At 64.9% G+C, this 22,078-nt stretch carries 30 protein-coding genes; 18 read left to right on the top strand and 12 right to left on the bottom strand.

From position 1 onward, the window contains the following. Positions 1-165: 165 nt before the first annotated feature. Positions 166-1,206, top strand: a complete 1,041-nt coding sequence (locus J3U95_RS22440; protein WP_208280850.1) for an extracellular catalytic domain type 2 short-chain-length polyhydroxyalkanoate depolymerase — start codon at positions 166-168, stop codon at positions 1,204-1,206. Between the two features lie 94 nt (positions 1,207-1,300). Then, positions 1,301-2,149: a branched-chain amino acid aminotransferase gene (locus tag J3U95_RS22445; protein ID WP_267877807.1), complete on the top strand. Its 849-nt coding sequence runs from the start codon at positions 1,301-1,303 to the stop codon at positions 2,147-2,149. Positions 2,150-2,212: 63 nt separating this feature from the next. Here the strand turns inward: J3U95_RS22445 and J3U95_RS22450 are convergent, their stop codons facing one another. The 4 genes from J3U95_RS22450 to J3U95_RS22465 all read right to left on the bottom strand — a co-directional run bounded on the left by J3U95_RS22450 (position 2,213) and on the right by J3U95_RS22465 (position 4,347). Next, on the bottom strand, positions 2,213-2,881 hold the full coding sequence (locus J3U95_RS22450; RefSeq protein WP_208280852.1) for a YiaD family glycine zipper/OmpA-like lipoprotein: 669 nt from the start codon (positions 2,879-2,881) through the stop codon (positions 2,213-2,215). A 105-nt stretch (positions 2,882-2,986) separates the two neighbouring features. Beyond that, positions 2,987-3,133 carry a lmo0937 family membrane protein gene (locus J3U95_RS22455; protein ID WP_005671362.1) on the bottom strand — a complete coding sequence of 49 codons (147 nt, stop codon included), beginning with the start codon at positions 3,131-3,133 and terminating at the stop codon, positions 2,987-2,989. 87 nt (positions 3,134-3,220) lie between these two features. Then, positions 3,221-3,445: a hypothetical protein gene (locus J3U95_RS22460; protein WP_208280853.1), complete on the bottom strand. Its 225-nt coding sequence runs from the start codon at positions 3,443-3,445 to the stop codon at positions 3,221-3,223. A 182-nt stretch (positions 3,446-3,627) separates the two neighbouring features. Continuing rightward, positions 3,628-4,347: an outer membrane lipoprotein gene (locus J3U95_RS22465; protein ID WP_208280854.1), complete on the bottom strand. Its 720-nt coding sequence runs from the start codon at positions 4,345-4,347 to the stop codon at positions 3,628-3,630. A gap of 198 nt (positions 4,348-4,545) precedes the next feature. Here J3U95_RS22465 and J3U95_RS22470 point away from each other — a divergent pair, with 198 nt between their 5' ends. Beyond that, positions 4,546-5,268, top strand: a complete 723-nt coding sequence (locus J3U95_RS22470) for a Crp/Fnr family transcriptional regulator (RefSeq protein ID WP_208280855.1) — start codon at positions 4,546-4,548, stop codon at positions 5,266-5,268. Positions 5,269-5,314: 46 nt separating this feature from the next. On the opposite strand, the gene J3U95_RS22475 is transcribed toward J3U95_RS22470, so the two are convergent. Together J3U95_RS22475 and J3U95_RS22480 are read right to left on the bottom strand one after the other, a co-directional pair. After that, complete coding sequence (locus J3U95_RS22475; protein ID WP_208280856.1) at positions 5,315-5,536, bottom strand: YMGG-like glycine zipper-containing protein; 222 nt, start codon at positions 5,534-5,536, stop codon at positions 5,315-5,317. A 20-nt stretch (positions 5,537-5,556) separates the two neighbouring features. Then, on the bottom strand, positions 5,557-5,883 hold the full coding sequence (locus J3U95_RS22480; protein WP_208280857.1) for a BON domain-containing protein: 327 nt from the start codon (positions 5,881-5,883) through the stop codon (positions 5,557-5,559). Between the two features lie 228 nt (positions 5,884-6,111). Here J3U95_RS22480 and J3U95_RS22485 point away from each other — a divergent pair, with 228 nt between their 5' ends. The 7 genes from J3U95_RS22485 to J3U95_RS22515 all read left to right on the top strand — a co-directional run bounded on the left by J3U95_RS22485 (position 6,112) and on the right by J3U95_RS22515 (position 10,828). Further along, on the top strand, positions 6,112-6,498 hold the full coding sequence (locus tag J3U95_RS22485; RefSeq protein WP_005671349.1) for a DUF4398 domain-containing protein: 387 nt from the start codon (positions 6,112-6,114) through the stop codon (positions 6,496-6,498). 77 nt (positions 6,499-6,575) lie between these two features. Continuing rightward, on the top strand, positions 6,576-7,478 hold the full coding sequence (locus J3U95_RS22490; protein WP_208280858.1) for an OmpA family protein: 903 nt from the start codon (positions 6,576-6,578) through the stop codon (positions 7,476-7,478). A 30-nt stretch (positions 7,479-7,508) separates the two neighbouring features. Next, positions 7,509-8,042, top strand: coding sequence for a ferritin-like domain-containing protein (locus J3U95_RS22495; RefSeq protein ID WP_208280859.1), 534 nt, complete (start codon positions 7,509-7,511; stop codon positions 8,040-8,042). 91 nt (positions 8,043-8,133) lie between these two features. Further along, positions 8,134-8,478, top strand: coding sequence for an ElaB/YgaM/YqjD family protein (locus tag J3U95_RS22500; protein ID WP_229446495.1), 345 nt, complete (start codon positions 8,134-8,136; stop codon positions 8,476-8,478). Between the two features lie 15 nt (positions 8,479-8,493). Next, positions 8,494-8,880 (top strand): phage holin family protein, encoded by a 387-nt coding sequence (locus tag J3U95_RS22505; protein ID WP_208280860.1) that lies wholly within the window; start codon positions 8,494-8,496, stop codon positions 8,878-8,880. Between the two features lie 60 nt (positions 8,881-8,940). Further along, positions 8,941-9,324 (top strand): hypothetical protein, encoded by a 384-nt coding sequence (locus J3U95_RS22510; RefSeq protein WP_147937083.1) that lies wholly within the window; start codon positions 8,941-8,943, stop codon positions 9,322-9,324. 328 nt (positions 9,325-9,652) lie between these two features. After that, positions 9,653-10,828 carry a DUF3616 domain-containing protein gene (locus J3U95_RS22515; protein ID WP_229520026.1) on the top strand — a complete coding sequence of 392 codons (1,176 nt, stop codon included), beginning with the start codon at positions 9,653-9,655 and terminating at the stop codon, positions 10,826-10,828. Positions 10,829-10,879: 51 nt separating this feature from the next. Here J3U95_RS22515 and J3U95_RS22520 read toward each other — a convergent pair whose 3' ends face one another. Together J3U95_RS22520 and J3U95_RS22525 are read right to left on the bottom strand one after the other, a co-directional pair. After that, positions 10,880-11,239 (bottom strand): hypothetical protein, encoded by a 360-nt coding sequence (locus J3U95_RS22520; protein ID WP_208280861.1) that lies wholly within the window; start codon positions 11,237-11,239, stop codon positions 10,880-10,882. Positions 11,240-11,264: 25 nt separating this feature from the next. Continuing rightward, positions 11,265-11,729 carry an outer membrane lipoprotein gene (locus tag J3U95_RS22525; protein ID WP_208280862.1) on the bottom strand — a complete coding sequence of 155 codons (465 nt, stop codon included), beginning with the start codon at positions 11,727-11,729 and terminating at the stop codon, positions 11,265-11,267. Between the two features lie 273 nt (positions 11,730-12,002). Between J3U95_RS22525 and J3U95_RS22530 the strand changes: the two genes are divergently transcribed. The 3 genes from J3U95_RS22530 to J3U95_RS22540 all read left to right on the top strand — a co-directional run bounded on the left by J3U95_RS22530 (position 12,003) and on the right by J3U95_RS22540 (position 14,245). Then, positions 12,003-12,554: a hypothetical protein gene (locus J3U95_RS22530; protein ID WP_208280863.1), complete on the top strand. Its 552-nt coding sequence runs from the start codon at positions 12,003-12,005 to the stop codon at positions 12,552-12,554. Positions 12,555-12,638: 84 nt separating this feature from the next. Beyond that, positions 12,639-12,953 (top strand): BON domain-containing protein, encoded by a 315-nt coding sequence (locus J3U95_RS22535; RefSeq protein ID WP_208280864.1) that lies wholly within the window; start codon positions 12,639-12,641, stop codon positions 12,951-12,953. A 44-nt stretch (positions 12,954-12,997) separates the two neighbouring features. Continuing rightward, complete coding sequence (locus J3U95_RS22540) at positions 12,998-14,245, top strand: AI-2E family transporter (RefSeq protein ID WP_208280865.1); 1,248 nt, start codon at positions 12,998-13,000, stop codon at positions 14,243-14,245. 128 nt (positions 14,246-14,373) lie between these two features. Here the strand turns inward: J3U95_RS22540 and J3U95_RS22545 are convergent, their stop codons facing one another. Together J3U95_RS22545 and J3U95_RS22550 are read right to left on the bottom strand one after the other, a co-directional pair. Then, positions 14,374-15,288 (bottom strand): YihY/virulence factor BrkB family protein, encoded by a 915-nt coding sequence (locus J3U95_RS22545; RefSeq protein WP_208280866.1) that lies wholly within the window; start codon positions 15,286-15,288, stop codon positions 14,374-14,376. Between the two features lie 62 nt (positions 15,289-15,350). After that, the gene (locus J3U95_RS22550) at positions 15,351-16,385 is read right to left on the bottom strand and encodes an OmpA family protein (RefSeq protein WP_208280867.1); all 1,035 of its coding nucleotides are present in this window, start codon (positions 16,383-16,385) and stop codon (positions 15,351-15,353) included. Positions 16,386-16,908: 523 nt separating this feature from the next. On the opposite strand from J3U95_RS22550, the gene J3U95_RS22555 reads away from it, so the two are divergent. From J3U95_RS22555 to phbB, 5 genes are all read left to right on the top strand, one after another. Beyond that, entirely contained in the window at positions 16,909-17,532 is a 624-nt protein-coding gene (locus tag J3U95_RS22555) for a winged helix-turn-helix domain-containing protein (protein WP_208280868.1), read from the top strand. A gap of 230 nt (positions 17,533-17,762) precedes the next feature. Further along, positions 17,763-18,509: a glutathione peroxidase gene (locus J3U95_RS22560; RefSeq protein WP_208280869.1), complete on the top strand. Its 747-nt coding sequence runs from the start codon at positions 17,763-17,765 to the stop codon at positions 18,507-18,509. A gap of 2 nt (positions 18,510-18,511) precedes the next feature. Next, positions 18,512-19,399, top strand: a complete 888-nt coding sequence (locus J3U95_RS22565; RefSeq protein WP_208280870.1) for a M90 family metallopeptidase — start codon at positions 18,512-18,514, stop codon at positions 19,397-19,399. A gap of 135 nt (positions 19,400-19,534) precedes the next feature. After that, on the top strand, positions 19,535-20,089 hold the full coding sequence (locus J3U95_RS22570) for a glycine zipper domain-containing protein (protein ID WP_208280871.1): 555 nt from the start codon (positions 19,535-19,537) through the stop codon (positions 20,087-20,089). A gap of 158 nt (positions 20,090-20,247) precedes the next feature. Then, positions 20,248-21,015 carry an acetoacetyl-CoA reductase gene (gene phbB, locus J3U95_RS22575; RefSeq protein ID WP_208280872.1) on the top strand — a complete coding sequence of 256 codons (768 nt, stop codon included), beginning with the start codon at positions 20,248-20,250 and terminating at the stop codon, positions 21,013-21,015. Between the two features lie 45 nt (positions 21,016-21,060). Here the strand turns inward: phbB and J3U95_RS22580 are convergent, their stop codons facing one another. Then, complete coding sequence (locus tag J3U95_RS22580) at positions 21,061-21,678, bottom strand: hypothetical protein (protein ID WP_208280873.1); 618 nt, start codon at positions 21,676-21,678, stop codon at positions 21,061-21,063. Between the two features lie 10 nt (positions 21,679-21,688). Further along, positions 21,689-21,913: a hypothetical protein gene (locus J3U95_RS22585; RefSeq protein ID WP_229520027.1), complete on the bottom strand. Its 225-nt coding sequence runs from the start codon at positions 21,911-21,913 to the stop codon at positions 21,689-21,691. Between the last annotated feature and the right edge of the window lie 165 nt (positions 21,914-22,078).

Genomic DNA, 22,078 nt, shown 5'->3' on the forward strand with positions numbered 1-22,078 from the left:
GTAAATATGGTGTGGCAACGAACAGTAAGGGAATGGATGAAACCGCCGGCAGCGGGATATTTGCAAGTCAGGCGAAATAGTGCTTGCTCTCCCGAGTGTTTCCTTGGAGCATGTTCTTGCTGCGCGGCGCCGTTGCCGCGGCGGCCGCATGCGAAAGGCGACGAGATGAAACGAAGAATACTGACCGTGATGCTGTCTTGGGCTATTGGGGGCGCCGCCATGGCCCAGCAGGCTGTGCCGCTGCCGGCATTGGGCGCCGACCTGGGCCAGACGACGGTCTCCGGCCTCGATTCCGGCGGCTTCATGGCCGGCCAGCTCGCGGCCGCCTATTCGAGCCGGATCGCGGGGGTAGGCATCATCGGCGGCGGCCCCTTCTATTGCGCAGGCACCTACCCCGAGCGCAGCACGCTGGAGAATGCGGCCGATGCCTGCATGAACCCGATCGCCCGGCCGGTCGGCGCCGATGGTGCGGTGTCGTTCAGGAATGCGCGCAAGTTCGCAGCAGACGGCCGCATCGATCCGGTGCAGAACCTGGCGCGACAACGGGTGTACGTCGCCAGCGGCGGCAACGACGTGGTGGTCAGGACCTCGGTGGTGGAAGAGGTGCGGACGTTCTACCAGCAGGCGGGCGCGGCCCCCGGCCAGATCAGGTATGTCTTCAACGGCGAGGCCGGCCATGCGATCGCCACCGATAATCCGGACGACCCGCCATGCGCGGCCACCCAGCCTCCCTATATCAACAATTGCGGCTTCGTGCAGGCGCACGACGTGCTGCGGCACCTGTACCCGGAACGCACCCGCGCGGCCGGCGGCGCGCCATCGGGCCAGCTGATCCGCTTCGACCAGCGTGAATTCGTCCGCGGCCTGCGCACCAGCATGGATGCCGAGGCGTATGTCTACGTGCCGGACGCCTGCCGTGGCGGCGGATGCGCGGTGCACGTCGTCTTCCACGGCTGCAGCCAGGGCGCCTCCGAGATCGGGAGCCGGTTCTACCGGAATGTGGGCTACAACGGATTCGCCGATGCCAACCGCCTGATCGTGCTGTATCCGCAGGTGTCCCGTTCCAATCGCATTCCAGCCAACCCCAGGGGCTGCTGGGATTTCTGGGGGTATTCGCAAGACCAGCAGGGCGCCCTCTTCGCGACGAAGGGGGCGCCGCAGATGCAGTCCGTGATGGCCATGGTCGAGCGGCTTGGCCGCAAGTGATGTGCGCGAGCCCCGCTAGCCCGGGCGGCGTGGCGCGGCGGCGGCGCTGGACGGGCCGGCGCCGATCCCGCTACACTGGTACGGTTTTGCAATGATGAAGGAAACCATGTACCTCACTTATTACAACGGCCAATGGGCTGAAGGTAACACTCCACTGTATGGCGCGATGGACCACAGCCTGTGGCTCGGTTCGTCCGTGTTCGACGGCGCGCGCGCGATCCGCGGCAAGCTGCCCGACCTGCGTCCGCACCTGGAGCGCGTCATCGCCTCCGCCGAAAAACTCGGCCTGCGCTGCCCGCTGACGGTCGAAGAGATGGAAGCCCTGGTGCGCGAAGGCGTGACCAAATTCCCGCCTGATGCCGAACTCTATATTCGTCCGCTGGTGTTCGGTTCCGAGGGCTTCCTGATCCCGGTCGCCGAAAAAAGCCAGTTCGCGCTGACCCTGTTCGATGCGCCGCTGCCACCGTTCACGGGCTTCTCGGCCTGCCTGTCGACCATGCGCCGTCCGCAGCCGAACATGGCGCCGACCGACGCCAAGGCCTCGGCCCTGTACGCCAATTCGACCCGGGCGATGCGCGAAGCGAAGGAACGCGGCTTCGACCAGGCCATCATGCTCGACGCCGAAGGCCACGTGGCCGAATTCGCCGCGTCGAACCTGTTCCTGGTGACTGAAGACGGCAAGGTGGTGACGCCGGCGCTGAACGGCACCTTCCTCGCCGGGATCACCCGTGCGCGCGTGATGGCGCTGCTGGCCGAGGCCGGCGTGCAGGTCGAAGAGCGCAGCGTCAAGGCCACCGAACTGAATACCGCGCGCGAAATCTTCAGCACCGGTAACTATGGCAAGGTCACGCCATGCACCCGTTATGAGGACCGCACGCTGGAAGCGGGCCCGGTCGCGCGCCAGGCGCGTGAGCTGTACCTCGCGTTCACCGAAGCGGCGTAAACCAGCTGCATCGGAAACGACAAAGGCCGGCATTGCCGGCCTTTGTCGTTAGTGGGAGGGCGATCAGCCGCGCGCGGGTTCGGCGACGTAGATCTCGACGCGGCGGTTGCGTGCCTTGCCTGCGTTGTCGTTGTTCGAGGCGATCGGTTCGCGCGAGCCGCGGCCTTCGATGGTGATGCGGTTCGGGTTCACGCCGCGGCCGGCGAGGAAGTCGCGGGTGCGCGAGGCGCGGTCGACCGACAGCGGCTGGTTGATCGCATCGCTGCCGGTGCTGTCGGTGTGGCCGATGATGACGACGTTGGTGTTCGGGTTCTCTTGCAGGGTCTGGGCGAAGCGCTGCAAGATCGGCTGGAAATTGCCCTTGATGTCGGAACGGCCCGTGTCGAACGAGATGTCGCTCGGGATTTCCAGCTTCAGGCGGTTGTCCTGGGTCTGCGTGACTTGCACGCCGGTGCCCTGGGTGGCTTGTTCCATCTGCTGCTTCTGCGCTTCCATGCGCTTGGACCAGATGTTGCCGATCACGGCGCCCGCGGCCGCGCCGATGGCGGCGCCGCCGGCAACGCGGCCACCGCCGCCGCCGCTGGTCGTGCCGCCGATCAGGCCGCCCAGGCCGGCGCCGATGCCGGCGCCGGTCGCGGTGCCGCGCTGGGTGGCGGACATGTCGGCGCAACCGGTCGCGGTCAGGGCGACGATGGCGATGGCGGCGGTGGTTTTGATGAAGTTTTTCTGCATAGTGGAACTCCTTAAGTAAAAAATCCGTTTCGTCGTCACGCCCGAATCAGGCGCGACCGCGAAACGGATTGGGTGCTGCGACAAGCGTGACTTGTCATTCTACTGCTATATGCCGCGTCCGCTGATCAGGCGTACCAGGATCATGATGACGGCGACGACGAGCAGGATGTGGATGAAGCCGCCGATGGTGTACGAGGTCACCAGGCCGAGCAGCCACAGGATAACGAGAACGACAGCGATGGTATACAACATGATGGTTTCTCCTCTACTGTTTGCGCCGGTTGCGCTGTGATTCCAGTATGTACTTGCCCACTGTTGTGTACCGTTCGATGGCGTACATTATGCGCAACTTTTTTGTTTTCGCAATCCCGGGATCCAGCCCATCATGCCCACCAGGCCGGTGCAGCCGATCAGGCAGGTGAGCAGGCCGCCCGCGATCAGGAACACGATGTCCTGCGGTTGCAGGTGTCCCTGCCCATCGGGCGATCCCCCGGCCGACAACAGGCCGAACAGAGTGAGTACGATTCCCCAGACGATGATGCCGATCCATGCCATGCTGTTCATGCGCTTCTCCCACGGTTGATGGTGTCCCGCTTTTCGTTTCAGCGTGATTCGATTGTCGGGTCAGCTCATCCATATTTCCGTGCGTTGGCGCACATTGCATTCAGGAAAAAGATTGGCCGGGACGCTTGCGCAATCCCGGCCATGTGCTAGCCATGCAGCCTGCCTGATTCAATCCATCGGATTCAGGCGACCGCGCGCAGCTTGCCCTTGACGATGCGCACGCGGTCGCCGCTGCGCCATTGCGGCTGGCTGTTCTGGCGGAAGGTGCGCAGGGTGCCGTCGTCCAGGCGCACGCGGATCTCGTAGCTGGTGGTGGCCTTCATATTGCCTTCGACCTGGTTGCCGACCACGGCGCCGCCGATCGCGCCGGCCGCGGTGGCCAGGGTGCGGCCGTTGCCGCCGCCGACCTGGTTGCCCAGCAGGCCGCCGATGACGGCGCCGCCGGCCGCGCCCAGACCACTGCCTTCGGCGCGCTGGGTGATGGTGCGGACCGATTCCACGTTGCCGCAGTTCTCGCACCAGTTGCGCTCATTGGCGGCGACCTGGGTCGGCCTGGTTTCCTTGACCGGCGTCGCCACCACTGGCGCGGCGACCGGTGCGGGGGCTGGCACCGGCGCAGGCGCATATGCCTGCTGCTGTGCCTGCTGTGCCGGCGCGAGCGGTGCGCCCGGATAGGCGGCGTAGCCCGGCGCCTGCTGGGGAACGTCCTGCGGCAGGGTGGAGGCCAGGGCCTGGCGGTCGGCTTCGGTCAGCGGACGGTTGGCGGTGCCGCCGGTGGAGGAGGGCAGCCAGCCCATGATGGCGGCGGTGCCGACCAGGCTGAACAGCACGACCGCAGCGGCCGCCAGCAGCAGCAGTGGGTGGGTGCGGTTCTTGATGGGATGTTGTGGGGGCGTATTCATCTTTATTCCTTTCGTATGGCGTTGACGCCTTGGTACGTTGATTGTCTTCAGGAACAACCCGGGGTTCCGTGCGTCACCGTACATACTCGCTCAAGGGGCGACGGTTACGCTGCCATAAATTGTTTGCAAATGTATCTGGAACGGGGCGCTTCCGGCTTGCGCTGCGTACTGATCCTTACAATTCTCTCTGAGGAAAGAATGAACTCTGCCGTCCATCCGCCCGTTACCGACTGCAACAGCAACCTGCTGCTGGCTGCGCTGCCGTCGCAAGAGATGGCGCGCATGCTGCCGATGCTGGATCAGGTCAGGGTAGAGGCAGGGCAAATACTGTGCGAAGCTGGCGATCCGATCGAGCACATTTATTTTCCCCACGATTGCCTGGTGTCCCTGCTGGGTGTGGCCGAGGGACGCATGACGCTCGAGGTCGGCCAGGTGGGGCGCGAAGGCATGCTGGGCGTGACCACCGCATTGGGCCACGACACGACCCAGGTGCGCGCCGTGGTCCAGCGCGCCGGCAACGCCAGCCGCATGGATGGCGCGCACTTTCGCAGCGAGGTCGAACGCAATCCGGCGCTGCAAAAGGTGCTGTACCGGTATACCGATGCGCTGCTGGCGCAGGCGATCCAGATCGCCGTCTGCAGCCGCTTCCACGTGCTCGAAGCGCGGCTGGCGCGCTCGCTGCTGGTCACGCGCGACCGCCTGCAATCCGACAAATTCCACCTGACCCATGAATTCCTCGCGCACTCGCTCGGCGTGCGCCGCGTCGGCGTCACCAAGGCTGCCAGCGCGCTGCAGCAGCAAGGCCTGATCGACTATAGCCGCGGCAATATCGAGATCCTCGATCCCGAAGGACTGGCGGCGGCGGCCTGCAGTTGCTACGCCATCGTCAGGGAGGCCGGCGCCATGCCGGTCGCCAAGTAGAAACGCCCGGCAAGCCGGGCGTTTTGCTGTCGGACGCCGACGCCGATCAGTTGGTGGTCTTGACCTGGTTGCCGATCACGCCGCCGACGGCTGCGCCGCCCACGGTGCCGAGCGCGCTGCCGCCGCTCACGGCGCCACCCAGCACGGCGCCGGCGCCGGCGCCGATGGCGGTGTTACGGTCTTGCTGCGACATGTTCGAGCAGCCGACCATGCCGAAGGCGGCGGTTGCCAGGGTTGCGGTCACTACCAGCGATTTGATGTTTTTCATGATGATCTCCTTTGATGGGGTTACTTCAGGCGCAAGTCATTCCTGACCGATTTGACGCCCTTGACGGTTCGTGCGACCGAGGCCGCAGCGGCTACGCTGTCGGCAGAGCTCACGAAGCCGCTAAGCCGGACAATGCCTTGATACGTGTCGACATCGAGATCGGAAACCGTCAGTTCGGGATCGAGCCTGATGGCGCTGCGCACGCCGGCGCTGATGGCTTCGTCATTGACGGTCTCGGCGCTGCCGAAACCGGGAATGCCTGAGGCACAACCTGCCAGCGGTCCGCAGGCCAGGAAGGCCAGCAGGACTGGAATGCTTGCGTGACGCTTGATGCTCGATCCGTTCATTCGGGTATGTCGCTTTCTCGGTGACTTGGTTCAAGACTAGAGTCCGTTGCTAATTTGATCTGTTCGGCAACACACAATCGGCGCGCCGTGTTGTTACAGGGTGTTTCAGCGGCGACGTGGTGCGAGCCCTGTTCGACCGCTGTGGAAATCAATGTGCGTCAACGAACTGAGTGCCGGGCATAACAGGTTTATAACGTTCTCTACAACACTTCCCCAGGAGAATATGCGATGAATAAACATCAAACGATGACCGGGCTTCGCCTCAGCTGCGCCGCAGTTGTGCTGACACTGACCGCGTGCGCCAGCCCCGACCAGGCCCCCGCGACGGCCGACGTGGCGGTCTCGCGCCACGCGGTCGAGAACGCCGTGTCGGCGGGCGCCGCCGAACTGGCGCCGGCCGAGATCAGCGCCGCGCGCGACAAGATGGGGCGCGCCAACCAGGCCCTGGCCGCGCGCGACTACAAGCTGGCGCGCGAACTGGCGATCCAGGCCCAGGCCGACGCCAAGCTGGCCCAGAGCAAGGCCGTCTCGGCCAAGGCGACTGCCGCTTCGACCCAGCTGAACGAAGACCTGCGCGTGCTGCGCGAGGAAGTCGATCGCGCCAACAGCCAGTGAGATGAACCGTTGACGTCCGCATGAACGCATGAGTCCGCGCCGTCGAACGGCGCTTCAACAAAAAGAGGAACAAGAACATGAAAAACCGTAAATCCGCCGTCTCGATCCTGGCCGCCGCCGTGCTGGCCGCCGCCTGCGCCAGCGCCCCGGTGACCACCGCGACCCTGGACCAGGCGCGCGCCGACTTCGTCAGCGCCAACAACAATCCGCAAGTGTCGACCTATGCGCCGATGGAATTCAAGCAGGCCAGCGAAGCGCTCGACCAGGCCAACCAGGCCGCGCATCGCCGCGAAAGCCTGGAAGACATCGACCGCCTGGCCTATGTCGCCAAGCAGCGCATCGCCACCGCGCAGGAAGTGGCCAAGGCCAAGGCCGCCGAAGCCGACATCGCCGACGCCGCGCGCCAGCGCGACCAGGTCCGCCTCGAGGCGCGCACCGCCGAAGCCGAGCGCGCCAAGCGCGAGGCCGAAGCCGCCACCGCCGCCGCCCAGCAGGCCCAGGCCCAGGCCCAGTCCGCCCAGCAGCAGAACGCCGCCCTGGCCGAGCGCGCCGCCCACCTGGAAGCCTTGCTGAACGACATCCAGGCCGTCAAGACCGAGCGCGGCTACGTGGTGACGATTGGCGACGTGCTGTTCGCGACCAACCAGGCGACCCTGAATCCGAACGGAATGTCGACCCTGCGCAAGCTGGCCGACGTGATGCGCGAGAACCCGGACCGTACGGTGCTGGTCGAAGGGTTTACGGACAGTACCGGCAGTGCAAGCTACAACCAGGACCTGTCGCAGCGCCGCGCCAACGCGGTCGCCAGCGCCCTGGGCGAAATGGGCGTGCCGCGCGACCGCATCTCGATGAAGGCCTACGGCCAGGCATTCCCGGTGGCGTCGAACGACAACGCTTCCGGCCGCCAGCAGAACCGCCGCGTCGAGATCGTGCTGTCCAACGATGGCGCCCAGATTCCACCACGCGCAGCAATGCGTTGAACCGCTTTGAACACTGATTAAGGAAATACCATGGAACAAACGAACAACCTGGCACATGGCTTCGACATCTCGGCGATTCGCCGCGCGGCGGCCAACCTCGACGACGGCGCCGTCACCGAGGGTTACCAGGCCGACCGCGAGGCGGTCATCGCGATGCTCAACGACGCCCTGGCCACCGAACTGCTGTGCGTGATGCGCTACAAGCGCCATTACTACACGGTGGCCGGTCCCAACACGGGCCACATCAAGGCCGAGTTCCTCGAGCACGCCCAGCAAGAGCAGGACCACGCCGACCGCATCGCCGAACGCATCGTACAGCTCAACGGCTCGCCGAACTTCAACCCGGCCACGCTCACCGCGCGCAGCCACGCCGAGTACGACGAGTCCGACGACGTGCAGGCGATGGTGCGGGCCGACCTGATCGCCGAGCGGGTGGCGATCGAGTCCTACCGCCAGATGATCGCGGCGATCGGCGACAAGGATCCGACCACGCGCAATATGCTCATCGACATCATGGCGGTCGAAGAAGAGCATGCCGACGATATGCGCGACCTGCTGGCGTGAGTCGTCAGTCCCGTGCTGGCCAGGGCCCCGGCCCTGGCCAGCACGGGGCGTTTGCGTCCGTTTTTTTGATTTTCAGTGACAGGAGTAGAACATGCTAGAAACTTCCCGCAATACCAACGGCAGCATGCACCCGATCAGCGGCAGCACCTATGCAACCCAGTCCGACATGAAGGCGCTGGTGCGCGATGCCCAGTCGATGCTGACCGCGGCCGCTTCGCTGACCGGCGAAAAGGCCGAGGAACTGCGCGCACGCGGCATGGAGCTGCTCGACCGCGCCCTGGGTGGCGCCAGCCTGTTGCCGACCCAGGCCGTGGAAAAGGGCAAGGAACTGGCCCACACCGCCGATGTCTACGTTAAGGACAATCCGTGGCGCACGATGGCGATCGCGGCCGGCGTCGGTGTGCTGCTCGGCATCCTGCTGAGCCGCAAGCAATAAGGCCGGAGAGCTGACGTGGATAAACAAGACGCGATCGTACATAACCCTGGTGTCATCAGCGGCATTTCCAGCCTGTTCAAGAGCCTGTTCGGGCTGGCGGTCTCGCGCGTCGAACTGGCGGCGCTCGAGCTGTCCGAGATCCGCAACCACGTGATCGAGCTGCTGGCCATCTTCGCGGCCGCGGTGCTGGCGGTCTGGTTCGCCATCGCCTTCGGCGCCATGACGGTGGTCGCGCTGGCGTGGGAATCGATGGGCTGGACCATCCTGCTGATCATGTTCGCGGTCTTCGCCCTGATCACGGCGGTGCTCGTGACGAAGGGGCTGGCGCTGCTCAAGCAGAACAAGCTGGCCTTCCCGGCGACGATGAAAGAACTCAAGAACGACCGCGAGATGTTGATGTAAGCGGTTGATGCAAGAGGCCGTTGCAAGCGGCTGTTGCAAGCGCCTACCAAGGGAGAAAGTATGCAGAATCAAAACGGAACGACAGGATTGGCCGGTCACCAGCACAGCCTGGATCCGGCGGTGCGCAAGGCGGAGCTGCTGCGTGAAGGCGAGTTCTTCCGTGCAGGCGTGGCGCACGCCAAGGCCAGCATCCAGTACGGCATCAAGCCCGAAGTCATGCTGCACTCGGCGATGGATCACGCGACCTGGGCCTTGCGCGCCCGGGCCGATGCCATGCTGAAGCCAACCGGAACCAATGTGTCGGTGCTGTTGCCCTATGCGCTGGGCGTCATCAACTTCGTGCGCCAGCGCCGGCTGGGCAAGCAAGCGGCGGGCGCCGCCCTGGTGCTGGGCGCACTGGGCTGGTACGTCAATCGCAAACGGGCGCAGCAAATACCAGAATAAGGGTAAGCTGTATTCCAGACGTTGCTGCAGGGGCTCTTGCGGCAACTCCCAGCCCGAACGTGGCTGGAGCATGCGGCCGGAATATCAACGATCGCGCCGCCATCGAGAACGACAGGGCGGATCGTGTAGTACAGAATATCGTGGGGCTTGAGCGGCGTCGCAATCGGGGATTGGGCGCCGTCTTTTTTTGTCGGCTGAACATATAACGCATGCCTCGGCTGGCGGTTGACGCGCCGCGCGTTCATTTTTTTCGGCAAGATTTCCTGCGCACGGTTGGCATACGTCTCGCCTTGCGCAAGCCGATGCTTCGCGCGCAGGCTCATGCGTTATGCTGGAGTTCATCCCGATCGCGAGGCGCACCATGCATCCGTCCAATATCGTCCTGCTCGAATTCCACCCTGAACGCGACGACCTCAGCCCCGACAAGGAGTTGCGCAACGGCCTGTCGGTGGCCCTGCGCATGGGCGATACCTTGTGGCTGGCCAACGACGAGTCGCTCAGCATCGAGCGCCTGACGCTGGCGGCCGAGGACAGCCGCGGCAAGACCAGTTTTGCGCGCGCGCACCGCCAGTTCGCGCTGCACGACTTCCTGCAACTGCCCCTGCCGCCGCATGGAGAGGAAAGCAAGCGCATCAACGAAGCCGATATCGAGGGCCTGGCCAGCGACGGCGATTACTTGTGGCTGACCGGCTCGCACAGCCTGCGCCGCAAGCGGCCGGAGCAGGGCGACGGCGTGCGGCGCACGCACAAGCGCCTGGCCAGCGTCAGCGCCGACGGCAACCGCTACCTGCTGGCGCGCATCCCCCTCGTCAGGCAGGACGGCGGCTTCACGCTGCAGAAGGAAGCCGCGGACAAGGGCAGGCGGCGCACCGCGGCGCAGCTGCGTGGCGACGAGCACGGCAACGAACTGACGGGGCTGCTGCGGCAGGATGAGCACTTCGGTCCCTTCCTGGCCATCCCCGGCAAGGACAATGGTTTCGATATCGAGGGCATCGCCCTGGCCGGCAAGCATGTGCTGCTGGGCCTGCGCGGCCCGGTGCTGCGCGGCTGGGCCGCGATCGTCGAAGTGGCGCCGGTCGAGGATGGCGAAGAGGGCTGGCTGCGGCTGGCGCCGCTCGACGACGAAGGCGCCCTGTACCGCAAGCATTTCCTCGACCTGGACGGCCTGGGTATCCGCGACCTGTGCGTGCAAGGCAAGGATCTCCTGATCCTGGCCGGGCCGACGATGGACCTCGATGGGCCGGTGACCTTGCTGCGCTGGCCCGGTGGGGCGCGGCCCGGCAAAGCCTCGGTGGTGGGCCGGGACATGCTGGAACACGTGCTGGCCCTGCCGTTCGGGCACGGCGTCGACCATCCGGAAGGCATCTCGCTGTTTTCGAGCCAGGACGGGCGCGAAGAGGGGGTGCTGGTGGTGCATGACGCGGCCTCGCCCAGCCGCCAGATCGGCGACAGCATCCTGGTGGCCGACGTGTACCCGCTGCCGCCGCGGCGTAAAAAGAAATAGGCGAAAAAAAGCGGCCATCGCGATGGCCGCTTTCGTCGATGCGCCTCGAACTTATTGCCGCGGCATCGGCTTGCCGAGCTGCGCCGTCTCGCGCTGCCAGGTGGCGCGCGCCTCTTCCATGCACGACTTGCGTTCGGCCGCCGGCGCCTTGCGGCAGGCGTTCTGCGCTTCCTGCAGCGCCGCGCCGAGCTCCTTGCGCAGCGTTTGCTGCGCCGGATCGTCGCGGTACCAGCGCGGCGGATCGCCTTTGGCAATCTCCTGGGCCTGTTGCCGGGCGACGGTCGGGTTGACGGCGGCGTCGGTGCCGGCTTGCGCTGCTTCCTGGGCCGATGCGTGGGCCGATGCCGCGAAGGCGGCGCCGGCCAGTGCACAGGCGCAGGCGCCGCGCACGATGCGGGTGAGAGTAGCCATGGTTGTGCTGCCTCGTGCCGCTGGATCAGTAGCGGTAGACGCGGCCGTCGACGATGCGCACGCGGTTGCCCACGCGCAGATCGTAGGCACTGTCCTGGGTCACGGCGCGGTATTCGCCGTTATCCATGCGCATATTGATCTGGTACATCTCCGGGCCTGCGGCGTTGCGGTTCTTCTCGACGTTGTTGCCAACCACGGCGCCAGCCAGGCCGCCGGCCACGGTCGCCGCGGTACGGCCGCCGCCGCTACCGATCTGGCTGCCGGCCAGTGCGCCGACCACGCCGCCCAGCACGCCGCCGGCGCCGCTGGTGCGGTTCTCGCCCTGGACCACCTGGATCGATTCGATCACGCCGTAGCCGGCCGAGGCGGTGCTGCTGCCCGAGCCGTAACCATTGTTGTAGCCGTAGGGCTGGGAGCTGTTGCTGGCGCAGCCAGTGAGAAGCGCGCCGGTCGCCAGCAGGGCGACGATAAATTTACGGTTAGCATTCATGTTGTTCTCCTGACAAAAGTATGTGTCCAGAATAGTCAGGTGCCCAATGAGGGTCTGTGCGTTGCCGCACCCACCTTGTTTCGAGGGTAGAGCCTCCCGCTATCACTCTTTTAGCGATGGGCAGCGCATCCGGTTTCGGCTAGTGGCTTGTTCTATATCTACTCATCTATATGCGCGGGCCAAGAGTCTGTTAGTTGTGTTCGGCATCGAACAGAAACCGGGTGCGCGGCATGTAAAGATGTCTCCAATGTTGACAAATGGAGAACAAAAACAATGAAGACGTCTCACGCGCTCCTTCTGATCGGTGCAGCTCTCGGCTGGGCTGGCCAGGCTGTCGCCCAGCAGCCGGCGCCGGAGCCGAAGACCGTCTATCAACAGGCGATGGATGCCGCCGAAGCCGCCTACGACATCGCCAAGGCGCGCTGCGATGCGGTGGCCGGTGTCCCGCACGAGATATGCGTCGCCGACGCTCGAGCCGCCCGCGTGCGTGTCGAGGAAGAAGCGGGCGCCGCCTACAAGAACACGCTGGCGGCCTATACCCAGGCGCGCATGCGCATCGCCTCGGCCTATTACGAGCGCGACAAGACGCGCTGCAGCGCCGCGCTTGGCAACGACCGTGAAGTGTGCCAGCGCCAGGCCAAGGCAACCCTGGTGGCCAGCCAGGCCGACGCCCGCGCCGACCGCAAGGCGATCGAGGCGCGCCTCGAAGCGCAGGACGCCAGGATCGATGCCGAATACCGCGTCGCACTGCAGAAGTGCGATGCCTTCGCCGGTGACGTCAAGGAAGGGTGCGTCAGCACCACCCGGACGGCCTACGGCAAATGAAAGAACCTGCGGGCCGGATTGCCGGCGCCGCCCAACCCGCCCGCAAGGGTATTGCACCACCATGACTATCAATAAGGAGCCATCATGAAAATCGCCAAGAACCTCATTTCCGCCGCTTTCGTCGCCACCGTCGCCATCACCGCCGTCGGCTGCTCGTCGACCAACCAGCAAGCCAGCACCGGCGAGTACGTCGACGATACCGTGATCACCACCAAGGTCAAGGCTGCCCTGATCAACGACCCGAACGTGAAAGCGCGCGAAGTCAACGTCGAAACCTTCAAGGGCGACGTCCAGCTGTCGGGCTTCGTGGCCGATCCACGCGATGCGCAGCGCGCCGTCGAGATCGCCCGTGGCGTCAAGGGCGTGACTTCGGTCAAGAACGACATCCGTGTGAAATAATATGCGCTCAGCCGGGGCGGCCCGGCATCTCGTTCAGGCAAACCATGCAGCTAGCACCAACCGATCCGGCCATGCCGGCAGCGTCCAACCCTTCGCCTGAACCAGCCGCCCCTCCTGGCGACGCCGCCCGCGCGGAAACGCGCGCGGCTGGCGACGACATCGCCTTGCACATCGGCGGCATGCGCGTGCCGCTGCACGTCAATGCGCGCGGACTGTCGCTCGGCATCCTCGCCACGATCGCCTTCGTGTTCGCGCTCCAGTGGGCGCAGAAATTCTTCGTGCCGCTGCTGCTCGGCATCCTGATCGCCTACACCCTCAATCCCGTCGTGCGCTGGCTCGAACGCTGGCACATCAAGCGCATCATCGGCGCCACCCTGGTCACGGCCGTGATCGTGGGCGCGATGGCGGGCACCCTGTACCGGCTGCAGGGCGAGTTCTTCAATATTCTCGACGAATTGCCGACGCTGACCCACAAGGTCACGCGCATCCTTACCAATACCAGCGGCCAGCGCTCGACCCTGCAGCAGATGCAGGCGGCGGCGGCCGAGATCGAGCGCGCCGCGAGCAATGTCGGCGCCGACGCCAAGCGCCTGGCGCAGCAGCGGCGCCAGTATCCGCCGCCGGCCGCCGCGGCGAGTTCGCCGATCCGCGTGATGGACTGGGTGCTGGCCGGCTCCATGAGCCTGGCCGCCTTCATGTCGCAGGCGACCATGGTCGTGTTCCTGGTGTTCTTCCTGCTGCTGGCGGGCGACACCTTCAAGCGCAAGCTGGTCAAGCTCACCGGCCCCTCGCTCACGCGCAAGAAAGTCACGGTCCATATCCTGGACGACATCAATACCTCGATCCAGAGCTATATGTTCATGCTCCTGGTGACCAATATCCTGCTCGCCCTCATGATGTGGGGCGCGCTGCGCCTGATCGGCCTCGAGAACGCCGGCGCCTGGGCCGCCTTTTCCGGCGTGGCCCACCTGATGCCGTATTTCGGTCCCCTCGTCATCACGGTCGCGACCGGGATGGCGGCCTTCCTCCAGTTCGAGACCCTGAGCATGGTGATGCTGGTGGCGGGCGCCTCGCTGGTGATCGCGACCCTGGTCGGCATGGTCGTCGCCACCTGGATGACCGGCAAGATCGCGCGCATGAATCCGGCCGCGGTCTTCGTCAGCCTGCTGTTCTGGGGCTGGTTGTGGGGCGTCTGGGGCTTGCTGCTCGGCGTGCCGGTGGTGATGGTGCTGAAGGTGGTGGCCGAGCGGGTCGAGGGGATGGAAGTGGTGGCGGAGCTGCTGGGCGAATGATCATCCGGCGCGCTCGCTGGGTGTAGGGTGGAAGGCTCTGCCTTCCACGCGTTCAGATATCGCCTGTGTTGCGGTGACGCATACCCTCGTCGGACGCGTGGAAGGCGAAGCCTTCCACCCTACATGTCTTACGCGGTGCTGGCCTTCGGTTCGACGCCGGTGATTTCCTTCGGCTTGTTGTGCAAGCTCCCCATTTGCAGGGCGTACTGGCGCGCGAATTCGGCGCCCAGGAAGAAGATCTGCGCCGAGTAATACACCCACAGCAGCAGGGCGATCAGCGAACCGGCGGCGCCGAAGCTGTCGGTGGTGCCGCTGTTGCCGATATACAGCCCGATCCCGAACTTACCCAGCGTGAACATCGCGGCAGTGCCGAGCGCACCGATGGTAACGTCCTTCCACGACAGCCGCACGCGCGGCAGCAGCTTGTAGATCACGCCGAACAGGGTGGCGATGACCAGGAAGCCGACGCCGGAGGCGATCCAGCCCATGACGATGGCGGCTTCCTGCCACACACCGGTGATGAACTTCTCGGCCACCGTGGTGGCGGCGCTGACGACCAGGGACACCATCAGCAGGAAACCCAGCACCAGGACCATGCCGAACGACAGCAGGCGGGTGCGGATCGTGTTCCAGATGCCGGCATCCGGCGGCGCCGGCAGGCCCCAGATCTCGTCCAGGCTGTCCTTCAGCTCGGAAAACACGGTGGTGGCGCCGACGATCAGCAGCACGGTGGCGACGATCGTGGCGAAGCGGCCCGTTTCCTTGTTCTGGGCGCCGGCCAGAATGGCCTGGATCGTGTCCGCCCCCTGTGCACCCAGCAGTCCGCGCAGCTCGGCCAGCAACTGGCCTTGCGCGGCTTCCTCGCCGTAGAAGAAACCGGCCACGGCGATCACCAGCACCAGGATCGGCGCCAGCGAGAACAGGGTGTAGAAGGCCAGTGCTGCGCCCTTGCTGGAGGCACGGTGGTCCAGCCATTCCGTTACCGCGCAGCGCAGGACTTTCAGAATCTGGTGCGTGTAAGGGAACCATTTCTTAACTGCCATATCCCATCCTCCAAATGAAAAGGGGGCCGAAGCCCCCCGAATTAGCGTTGCCGCCTAAGCGATTACTGCTGCACTGGCACTTCGACCGTGATCTGGTCGACTTCGACGCGGCGGTTCGGTTCCAGGCAGGCGATCAGCTGAGCGCGGTTCTTCTGGTTGCACTCGACCAGCGGGTTGGCTTCGCCCTTGCCGATGGCGCGCAGGCGGTTGCCGTCGATGCCCTTGCCGACCAGGTAATCACGCACGGCGTTGGCGCGGCGCTCCGACAGCTTCTGGTTGTAGGCTTCCGAACCCAGACGGTCGGTGTAGCCGGTGATCTCGACGTTGGTGACCGAGGTGTCGGCCTGCAGGGCAGCGGCGATCTCGTCCAGCTTCGGCGCCGGGGTGATCACTTCAGCCTTGTCGAAGGCGAACAGCTTGGTGGCTTCCAGGGTCACTTTCTGGAAGCGTGGTGCTGGTGGTGGCGGCGGTTCGACCGGAGCCGGTGCTGGAGGCGGCGCCTCGACCACTGGGGCTGGAGCCGGTGCCGGTGGTGCTGGCGGCGGGTTGAACGCGTAGTTCAGGCCGACGGTCAGCATCTTGTTGTTGCTGCGCTTGAAGCCGAATTCTTCGTCATCACGCAGGAAGCCGCGCACGGTGCGCAGGTCGGCTTGCAGCGACCATTGCGGGGTCAGGCTGGCCTGGAAACCGATACCGACGGTGGCGTACGGCGAGTTTTTCTCGACGAAGCGGCCGGCGACGCGGTTCTCAACCTTGTCACGCTCGGCGCCCAGGCCGAACAGGACGAACGGACGGAAGCGATCGCGGCTCAGCATCAGCAGGGCGTCGACGCCCAGCAGGGTCTGGCGATAGTCGTTGATGCCTTGCTCGAAGCGGGTCTGGCTGGCGCCGATCTGGATATCCCAGTTCTGGTGCACCGCCTTACCGAACTTCAGGCCGCCACCGGTGTCGCGATCATCCACGCCGAAGTCCGCATCCGGCTTCACGTGGTTAACGCTTGGCTGGATGTACCACGATGGGTTGATCTCTTGGGCGAGGGTGGCGCCGGATGCGCACAGCAGTGCAGCAGCCAGGGCGATCTTCTTGGTATTGTTCACAGGTAACTCCCGTAGGTTAAAAGTTGATGACAACGCATACGTCAGCTGCGATGTTGGATAAAGAATAACAGTGCAAGTTCCATAAGCTCGGTGCGGTAGCGCACCCAACGCGGAAAGGCTGTGCGATTTTACAACAGTGGTAAAAACTCCACATTTCCAAGATGAAACGAACTGTAACGACGCTGTCATGTTCAGAGTGCGCGTGCAGGGCGTACGCACTGTCACCCGGCTGTCATGCCGACATATTTATATTAGGTAGGTGACATGCAATCCTGACATCGTCATGCGGTGTACGCATGCATGCCAAAAGAGGGCTTGCATTTTTGTATCGTCACGTGTCGGTAGAGGCAGACGAAAAATGCTTTTAGGAATGTTGTCGAATGTTGGATGGCGCACAGACCATGATGTCTGATGCAGGCAATCTTGAGTCCAGTTAAGCGGAACCGAGATGTTGTCAGGGTGTCATACGACACACAGCGACCCGGACCACACAGTCTCACTCTCTATATTGGAGCTCATCGATATGCATGCAACGACTCAGCACAACGCGGTCCCAGGCGAAACCGGCGCAGTGCACACTTCCGGCAATTCGGCGCTGATCGAGCGCGTCCCACCACAACCGACCGAGCGCGCCCCGATTTCGCTGGCCCCGATCGAGCGTGTGCGTTCGACCTCGGCCACCCAGCGTCGCATCGAAAACATGCAAAAGCTGATCAACGAGCTGTCGAACCACGAAATGCTGGCCGACGAGATCGCATGGTTCCTCAAATTCTCGCCATCGGGCGCCCGCAAGTACATCCGCGACCTGCGCGAAGCCGGCGTGATCGAACTGGCGCGCTATATCGAAGGCACCGCCACCTACCTCGGCAAGGCCGTGTACCAGATCTCGCCGGATCCGGAGCGCGTCAAGGCCTTCCTGGCCGCGATCTGCCAGCCGAAGCGCGAGGGCGCCGCCCCACGCAAGGAGCGCCCAGGCCTGCGCGAACAGAATATGGCCGGCAGCGGCCGCCATTTCCACATCCTGGCCGACGACACCCATTACGCGATCCGTGTGAACCGCAGCCCGGTCGCCCGCGATCCGCTGGTGGCAGCACTGTTCGGGCCGGCGCCAGGCCAGAACGCCGCCACCGCCAAGGAACGCGCCTGAGTGCGCGCCCGGGGCTGCTGCGGTAGAGACCCGCAACGGCTCCGGTTCGACGATCGCTGTCGTCATTTTTGCCGCGCTTGATGCGCGGCTTTGTTTTTTTATGGGGCCACCGCGCCGGGCCCTTCAGGTAACCAACTTATTGCAACTCCTGTGTTGAAAACCGGTCAATAATCCTCACTTGTCTGCCATGCCGCCGCTCAGCCGGCAGGTTCAACCAGATAGGAGTGACGATGTTACCGAGTGCCGAATCGCTGGAAGGCAAAGCAGTCCCGAACGTGGTCTTCAAGGCCAGGCCCGACGACCAATGGCGTGATCTCAGTTCCGACGAGCTGTTCAAGGGCCGCACGGTCGTCGTGTTTTCCCTGCCGGGCGCCTTCACCCCAACCTGTTCCTCGACCCATTTACCGCGCTATAACGAACTGGCGCCGGTGCTGCGTTCGCATGGCGTGGACGACATCCTGTGCGTCTCGGTCAACGATGCCTTCGTGATGAACCAGTGGAAGGCCGGCCAGGACGCGGCCAATATCACGGTCATCCCGGATGGCAACGGCGACTTCACCGAGGGCATGGGCATGCTGGTCGACAAGCGCGAGCTGGGTTTCGGCCGCCGCTCATGGCGCTATTCGATGCTGGTGCGGGATGGCGTGATCGAGAAAATCTTCATCGAGCCGGAGCGCGAAGGCGATCCGTTCGAGGTCTCGGACGCCGATACCATGCTGGCCTACCTGGCGCCGGATGCCGAAGTGCCGGAACCGGTGGTCATGTTCTCGCGGCCCGGCTGCCCCCATTGCGCCCGCGCCAAGCAGGCGCTGCGCGACAACGACATCCACTATACCGATATCTCCGAAGACCAGAAGATCAATACCATCGTCCTGCGCGGCGTCACCGGCCGCATGACCTGGCCGCAGGTCTTCGTCGGCGGCGAGCTGATCGGCGGCGCCGACGAGGTGCAAGCCTGGCTGGCCGGCAAGGCTTGACCATGGAAGCAATCGCAGTCGGTGCGCTGGGCCTGGCCGCGCTGGCGGCCTGGCTGTGGCCGAAGTGGCGCCTGCGGCAGGCGCTGGCGCGGCCCTTGCCGGCCTCGCATGCCGCCATCCTGGCGCGCAACCTCGCCCAATACCGTGCGATGGACGAGGGGCAGCGCCGGCGCCTGCAGCGCATGGTCCAGCAATTCCTGCACGAGAAGAAATTCGTCGGCTGCGCCGGCCTGGACGTCACCGACGAGATGCGGGTGACGATCGCGGGCCAGGCCTGCCTGCTGTTGCTGGGGCGGGTCGCAGACACCGGCAAGCCCGCCATCTATCCCACGCTGGACCTGATCCTGGTCTATCCCGGCGCCTTCCTGGTGCCGCGCAAGCAGGTCGACGTGTCCGGCGTGGTGACCGAGGAGCGCCAGGATTTACTGGGCGAATCCTGGGGCGATGGCCGCGTGATCCTGTCGTGGGACCATGTGCGGCGCGCCGGACATGCCGACTCGGCCGGCCATAACGTGGTGCTGCACGAATTCGCCCACCAGCTCGACAGCGAGTCGGGCAATACGAACGGCGCCCCCTACCTGGGCAGCAGCGAGCGCTACCGCAGCTGGTCCGAAGTGCTGTCGCGCGACTATGCCAACCTGCGCCAGGAGGCCATGTGGGGCATGCAGGGCGTGCTCGACCATTATGGCGCGACCAATCCGGCCGAGTTCTTCGCGGTGGCCACCGAAAGCTTCTTCGAGCAGCCGCACCAGCTGGCGGCGCGCCATCCGGCCCTGTACGAGGAATTCCTCAAGTATTACCGGATCGATCCACGTCAATGGCAGAGCGCACCACCGCCGCCTGCGGAGGAACCGCCGAGCTATGGGGTGGTCTATGGACAGTGGCGGTAGCAGGGTGATATCGGTGGCAATGAGCAGCGTGCGATCGCGTACAGAGCGGCCGGCGCGGCCCGCGTACGCTTGAGCTACCGTAGTTGCCACTTAGTTGCTACTCTTTTGCCACGTAAAATTGGGGAGGAATCGCCGATGTCCACCATCATCGCAGGACGTTTCCAGCTTCAGGACGACGTCGACCGTGCGCGCGACGCCCTGGTCGACGCCGGATTCGATGCCGACCGCATCAGCGGGTTTTACCTGACCCAGCCCGGCCAGCACGATATGACGCCCATCGGCGGCGACCACATCCAGTCGCCCGGCGCCAAGGAGGCGCCCGAAGGCGTGGTGAAGGGCGTGGCCACGGGCGGCGCCGTCGGTGCGGCCGTGGGCGCCGCCACCTCGCCCGTCACCGGGCCGCTGGGGCCGGTGGTCGGCGGCCTGGTGGGCGGCCACGTCGGCTCGCTGTTCAGCTTCAGCAAGATGAAAGAGCGGGGCGAACCAGAAGAGGGTGGCGAAAATGCCGTGCCGCCGCGTCCGGCCGGCATGCTGGTGGCGGTCGCCTTCGACGATCCCGACCTGCAGGCGCGCGCCGTCGACCTGCTGCGCCAGCTGGGCGCCCACCACATCGAGCGGGCCCAGGGCAATATCGTCGGCGGTGATTGGGCCGATTTCGATCCCGCCAGCAGGCCCGACGTCATCGCCTGAGCCGTCCAGGATCAGCGCACCGTATTGGCTGCGCCGTTCGTTGCACATGGGCTTTGCCCCTTCACACTTGATCCTAATCAACAGCCTGCTGTTGTCGTTTCCCTACACTCGGATGCTCGCAGTCGCGTCATTGGCGCCAACGAGAACAGGAGGTCGACATGGCAGGAGACAAGGTAGCACGGCAAGAAAAGCGGGTAGCCCTGGTGACGGGGGCGATGGGTGGGCTGGGCACGGCGCTATGCCGGCGCCTGCATGCGGAGGGGTTTTTGGTGGCGGCGACCCATTCGCCGCAGAATGCGCGCCGCGATGCCTGGCTGGCCGGCCAGGAGGCGGACGGCGTCAAGGTGCGGGCCTACGAGCTCGACGTTTCCAACGGTAATGCCTGCGAGAGCGTCGTGCGCCGGGTGCTGGACGACTTCGGCCGGATCGACGTCCTGGTCAATAACGCCGGCATCACGCGCGACCGCAGCATGCGCAAGATGAGCCAGGAAGACTGGCATGCGGTGATGGGCGCCAATCTCGACAGTGTGTTCAATATGACCCGGCCGGTGCTCGAGGCGATGATCGCGCAGCGCTGGGGGCGCATCATCAATATCTCTTCGGTCAATGGCCAGCAAGGCGCTTTCGGCCAGGCCAATTACGCCGCGGCCAAGGCGGGCATGCATGGCTTCACCAAGTCGCTGGCGCTGGAAGTGGCGCGCCACGGCATCACGATCAACACGGTCTCGCCCGGCTACCTGGACACCGCCATGGTGGAAAAAGTGCCGCAGGACGTACTGCGCGACCGCATCCTGCCGCAAATCCCCGTCGGCAGGCTGGGCAAGCCGGCGGAAGTGGCGGGGCTGGTGGCCTATCTGGTGTCGGACCTGGCGGGCTATCTGACCGGCGCCAATATCGCCATCAATGGCGGGCAGCATATGTACTGAGAGTAGGGGCCGCCATGCGGCGGCCACCTTGCCGGCATCCGCAGTTCAGGCCGCGGCCGTCGGCGGCGTCGGCGTGAGCGCATCGAGGGTGGTGCTGTGCAGCTGGATTTTCTCGATGGCCAGCACGATCGGCGTCGGCTGGCCGGCGGCGACAGCGCCGGCCAGGGACAGCAGGCCGCCGACGAGGCCGGTGACTTCGCCGATCACGCCGATGCGCCGGATCTTTTCGGCGGCGGCGGCGGTGAGGGCATTGAGCCGGCTTTGCGGCTGGCCGAGGCCCTGGATGACGAAGGCGGCGGCGTCGGCATACAGGGTGTTGGCGCGCTGGCGCAACACCATTTCATCGTCCAGCAGGCGGCGCATGGCGTCCTGCACCGGGACGGGGACGCCGCGGTCGTCATAGCTGCGGATCTCGCGCAGGATGCGTTCGTGCAGGCGGTCGGCTATCGTCGACAAGCCATCGGCCAGTTCGACCACCTGCTGCATGCTGGACAGGCCGCCGCCGTCGCCAGCACCGTGGGTGGTCCTGGTGGCGTCGCCTTTGGCATTGGCGGTTGGCGCGGCCTGGGCGCTGGCGGTAGTGGTGACCTTGGACGGAGTGGCACCGTCCTGCGCGGCGCCCGCATCCGAGCGGGTGCTCTTGTCGTGTGATGGCTCCTGCATGACGTCCTCCTCAATCGCCGTTCAGCCCATCGCGGATCATGCGCAGGTCGCGGGCGTAGTTGGCGAGCATGCGCCGCGTCTCGTCGCCCGTCAGCTTGTTCATGTTCTCGCGCATCTTCTGGTGGCCGAGCGCCACCTTGGTCAAGCCCTGCAAGGCCAGCTCGTAGCGGCGGTCGATCAGCTTGTACTCGGTCGACTTGTTCAGGTAGTGCACCTTGGCCAGGGTGACGAGCATGCGATCGGTGTTGCGATTCGAAAACGGAAGCTCCACATCGAAGAGGCTTTGTTGCATAAATCAATTGAGCGCGTAGTACCCCAAACCCCAGACGGATTTACGGCATGGTCACCGCTACGGTCGTGGGCGTGCCCAAGCGCGTGAAGCGATTGAGGATGGCGGCAC

Source organism: Massilia oculi, from assembly GCF_017582745.1.
GTDB classification, from domain to species: Bacteria; Pseudomonadota; Gammaproteobacteria; order Burkholderiales; family Burkholderiaceae_D; genus Telluria; species Telluria oculi_A.

Bases quoted from the DNA above. Each gene is read 5' to 3' on its own strand.
- J3U95_RS22440 (WP_208280850.1), top strand. From the start codon at position 166: ATGAAACGAAGAATACTGACCGTGATGCTGTCTTGGGCTATTGGGGGC.
- J3U95_RS22445 (WP_267877807.1), top strand. From the start codon at position 1,301: ATGAAGGAAACCATGTACCTCACTTATTACAACGGCCAATGGGCTGAA.
- J3U95_RS22450 (WP_208280852.1), bottom strand. From the start codon at position 2,881: ATGCAGAAAAACTTCATCAAAACCACCGCCGCCATCGCCATCGTCGCC.
- J3U95_RS22455 (WP_005671362.1), bottom strand. From the start codon at position 3,133: ATGTTGTATACCATCGCTGTCGTTCTCGTTATCCTGTGGCTGCTCGGC.
- J3U95_RS22460 (WP_208280853.1), bottom strand. From the start codon at position 3,445: ATGAACAGCATGGCATGGATCGGCATCATCGTCTGGGGAATCGTACTC.
- J3U95_RS22465 (WP_208280854.1), bottom strand. From the start codon at position 4,347: ATGAATACGCCCCCACAACATCCCATCAAGAACCGCACCCACCCACTG.
- J3U95_RS22470 (WP_208280855.1), top strand. From the start codon at position 4,546: ATGAACTCTGCCGTCCATCCGCCCGTTACCGACTGCAACAGCAACCTG.
- J3U95_RS22475 (WP_208280856.1), bottom strand. From the start codon at position 5,536: ATGAAAAACATCAAATCGCTGGTAGTGACCGCAACCCTGGCAACCGCC.
- J3U95_RS22480 (WP_208280857.1), bottom strand. From the start codon at position 5,883: ATGAACGGATCGAGCATCAAGCGTCACGCAAGCATTCCAGTCCTGCTG.
- J3U95_RS22485 (WP_005671349.1), top strand. From the start codon at position 6,112: ATGAATAAACATCAAACGATGACCGGGCTTCGCCTCAGCTGCGCCGCA.
- J3U95_RS22490 (WP_208280858.1), top strand. From the start codon at position 6,576: ATGAAAAACCGTAAATCCGCCGTCTCGATCCTGGCCGCCGCCGTGCTG.
- J3U95_RS22495 (WP_208280859.1), top strand. From the start codon at position 7,509: ATGGAACAAACGAACAACCTGGCACATGGCTTCGACATCTCGGCGATT.
- J3U95_RS22500 (WP_229446495.1), top strand. From the start codon at position 8,134: ATGCTAGAAACTTCCCGCAATACCAACGGCAGCATGCACCCGATCAGC.
- J3U95_RS22510 (WP_147937083.1), top strand. From the start codon at position 8,941: ATGCAGAATCAAAACGGAACGACAGGATTGGCCGGTCACCAGCACAGC.
- J3U95_RS22515 (WP_229520026.1), top strand. From the start codon at position 9,653: ATGCTGGAGTTCATCCCGATCGCGAGGCGCACCATGCATCCGTCCAAT.
- J3U95_RS22520 (WP_208280861.1), bottom strand. From the start codon at position 11,239: ATGGCTACTCTCACCCGCATCGTGCGCGGCGCCTGCGCCTGTGCACTG.
- J3U95_RS22525 (WP_208280862.1), bottom strand. From the start codon at position 11,729: ATGAATGCTAACCGTAAATTTATCGTCGCCCTGCTGGCGACCGGCGCG.
- J3U95_RS22530 (WP_208280863.1), top strand. From the start codon at position 12,003: ATGAAGACGTCTCACGCGCTCCTTCTGATCGGTGCAGCTCTCGGCTGG.
- J3U95_RS22535 (WP_208280864.1), top strand. From the start codon at position 12,639: ATGAAAATCGCCAAGAACCTCATTTCCGCCGCTTTCGTCGCCACCGTC.
- J3U95_RS22540 (WP_208280865.1), top strand. From the start codon at position 12,998: ATGCAGCTAGCACCAACCGATCCGGCCATGCCGGCAGCGTCCAACCCT.
- J3U95_RS22545 (WP_208280866.1), bottom strand. From the start codon at position 15,288: ATGGCAGTTAAGAAATGGTTCCCTTACACGCACCAGATTCTGAAAGTC.
- J3U95_RS22555 (WP_208280868.1), top strand. From the start codon at position 16,909: ATGCATGCAACGACTCAGCACAACGCGGTCCCAGGCGAAACCGGCGCA.
- J3U95_RS22560 (WP_208280869.1), top strand. From the start codon at position 17,763: ATGTTACCGAGTGCCGAATCGCTGGAAGGCAAAGCAGTCCCGAACGTG.
- J3U95_RS22565 (WP_208280870.1), top strand. From the start codon at position 18,512: ATGGAAGCAATCGCAGTCGGTGCGCTGGGCCTGGCCGCGCTGGCGGCC.
- J3U95_RS22570 (WP_208280871.1), top strand. From the start codon at position 19,535: ATGTCCACCATCATCGCAGGACGTTTCCAGCTTCAGGACGACGTCGAC.
- phbB (WP_208280872.1), top strand. From the start codon at position 20,248: ATGGCAGGAGACAAGGTAGCACGGCAAGAAAAGCGGGTAGCCCTGGTG.
- J3U95_RS22580 (WP_208280873.1), bottom strand. From the start codon at position 21,678: ATGCAGGAGCCATCACACGACAAGAGCACCCGCTCGGATGCGGGCGCC.
- J3U95_RS22585 (WP_229520027.1), bottom strand. From the start codon at position 21,913: ATGCTCGTCACCCTGGCCAAGGTGCACTACCTGAACAAGTCGACCGAG.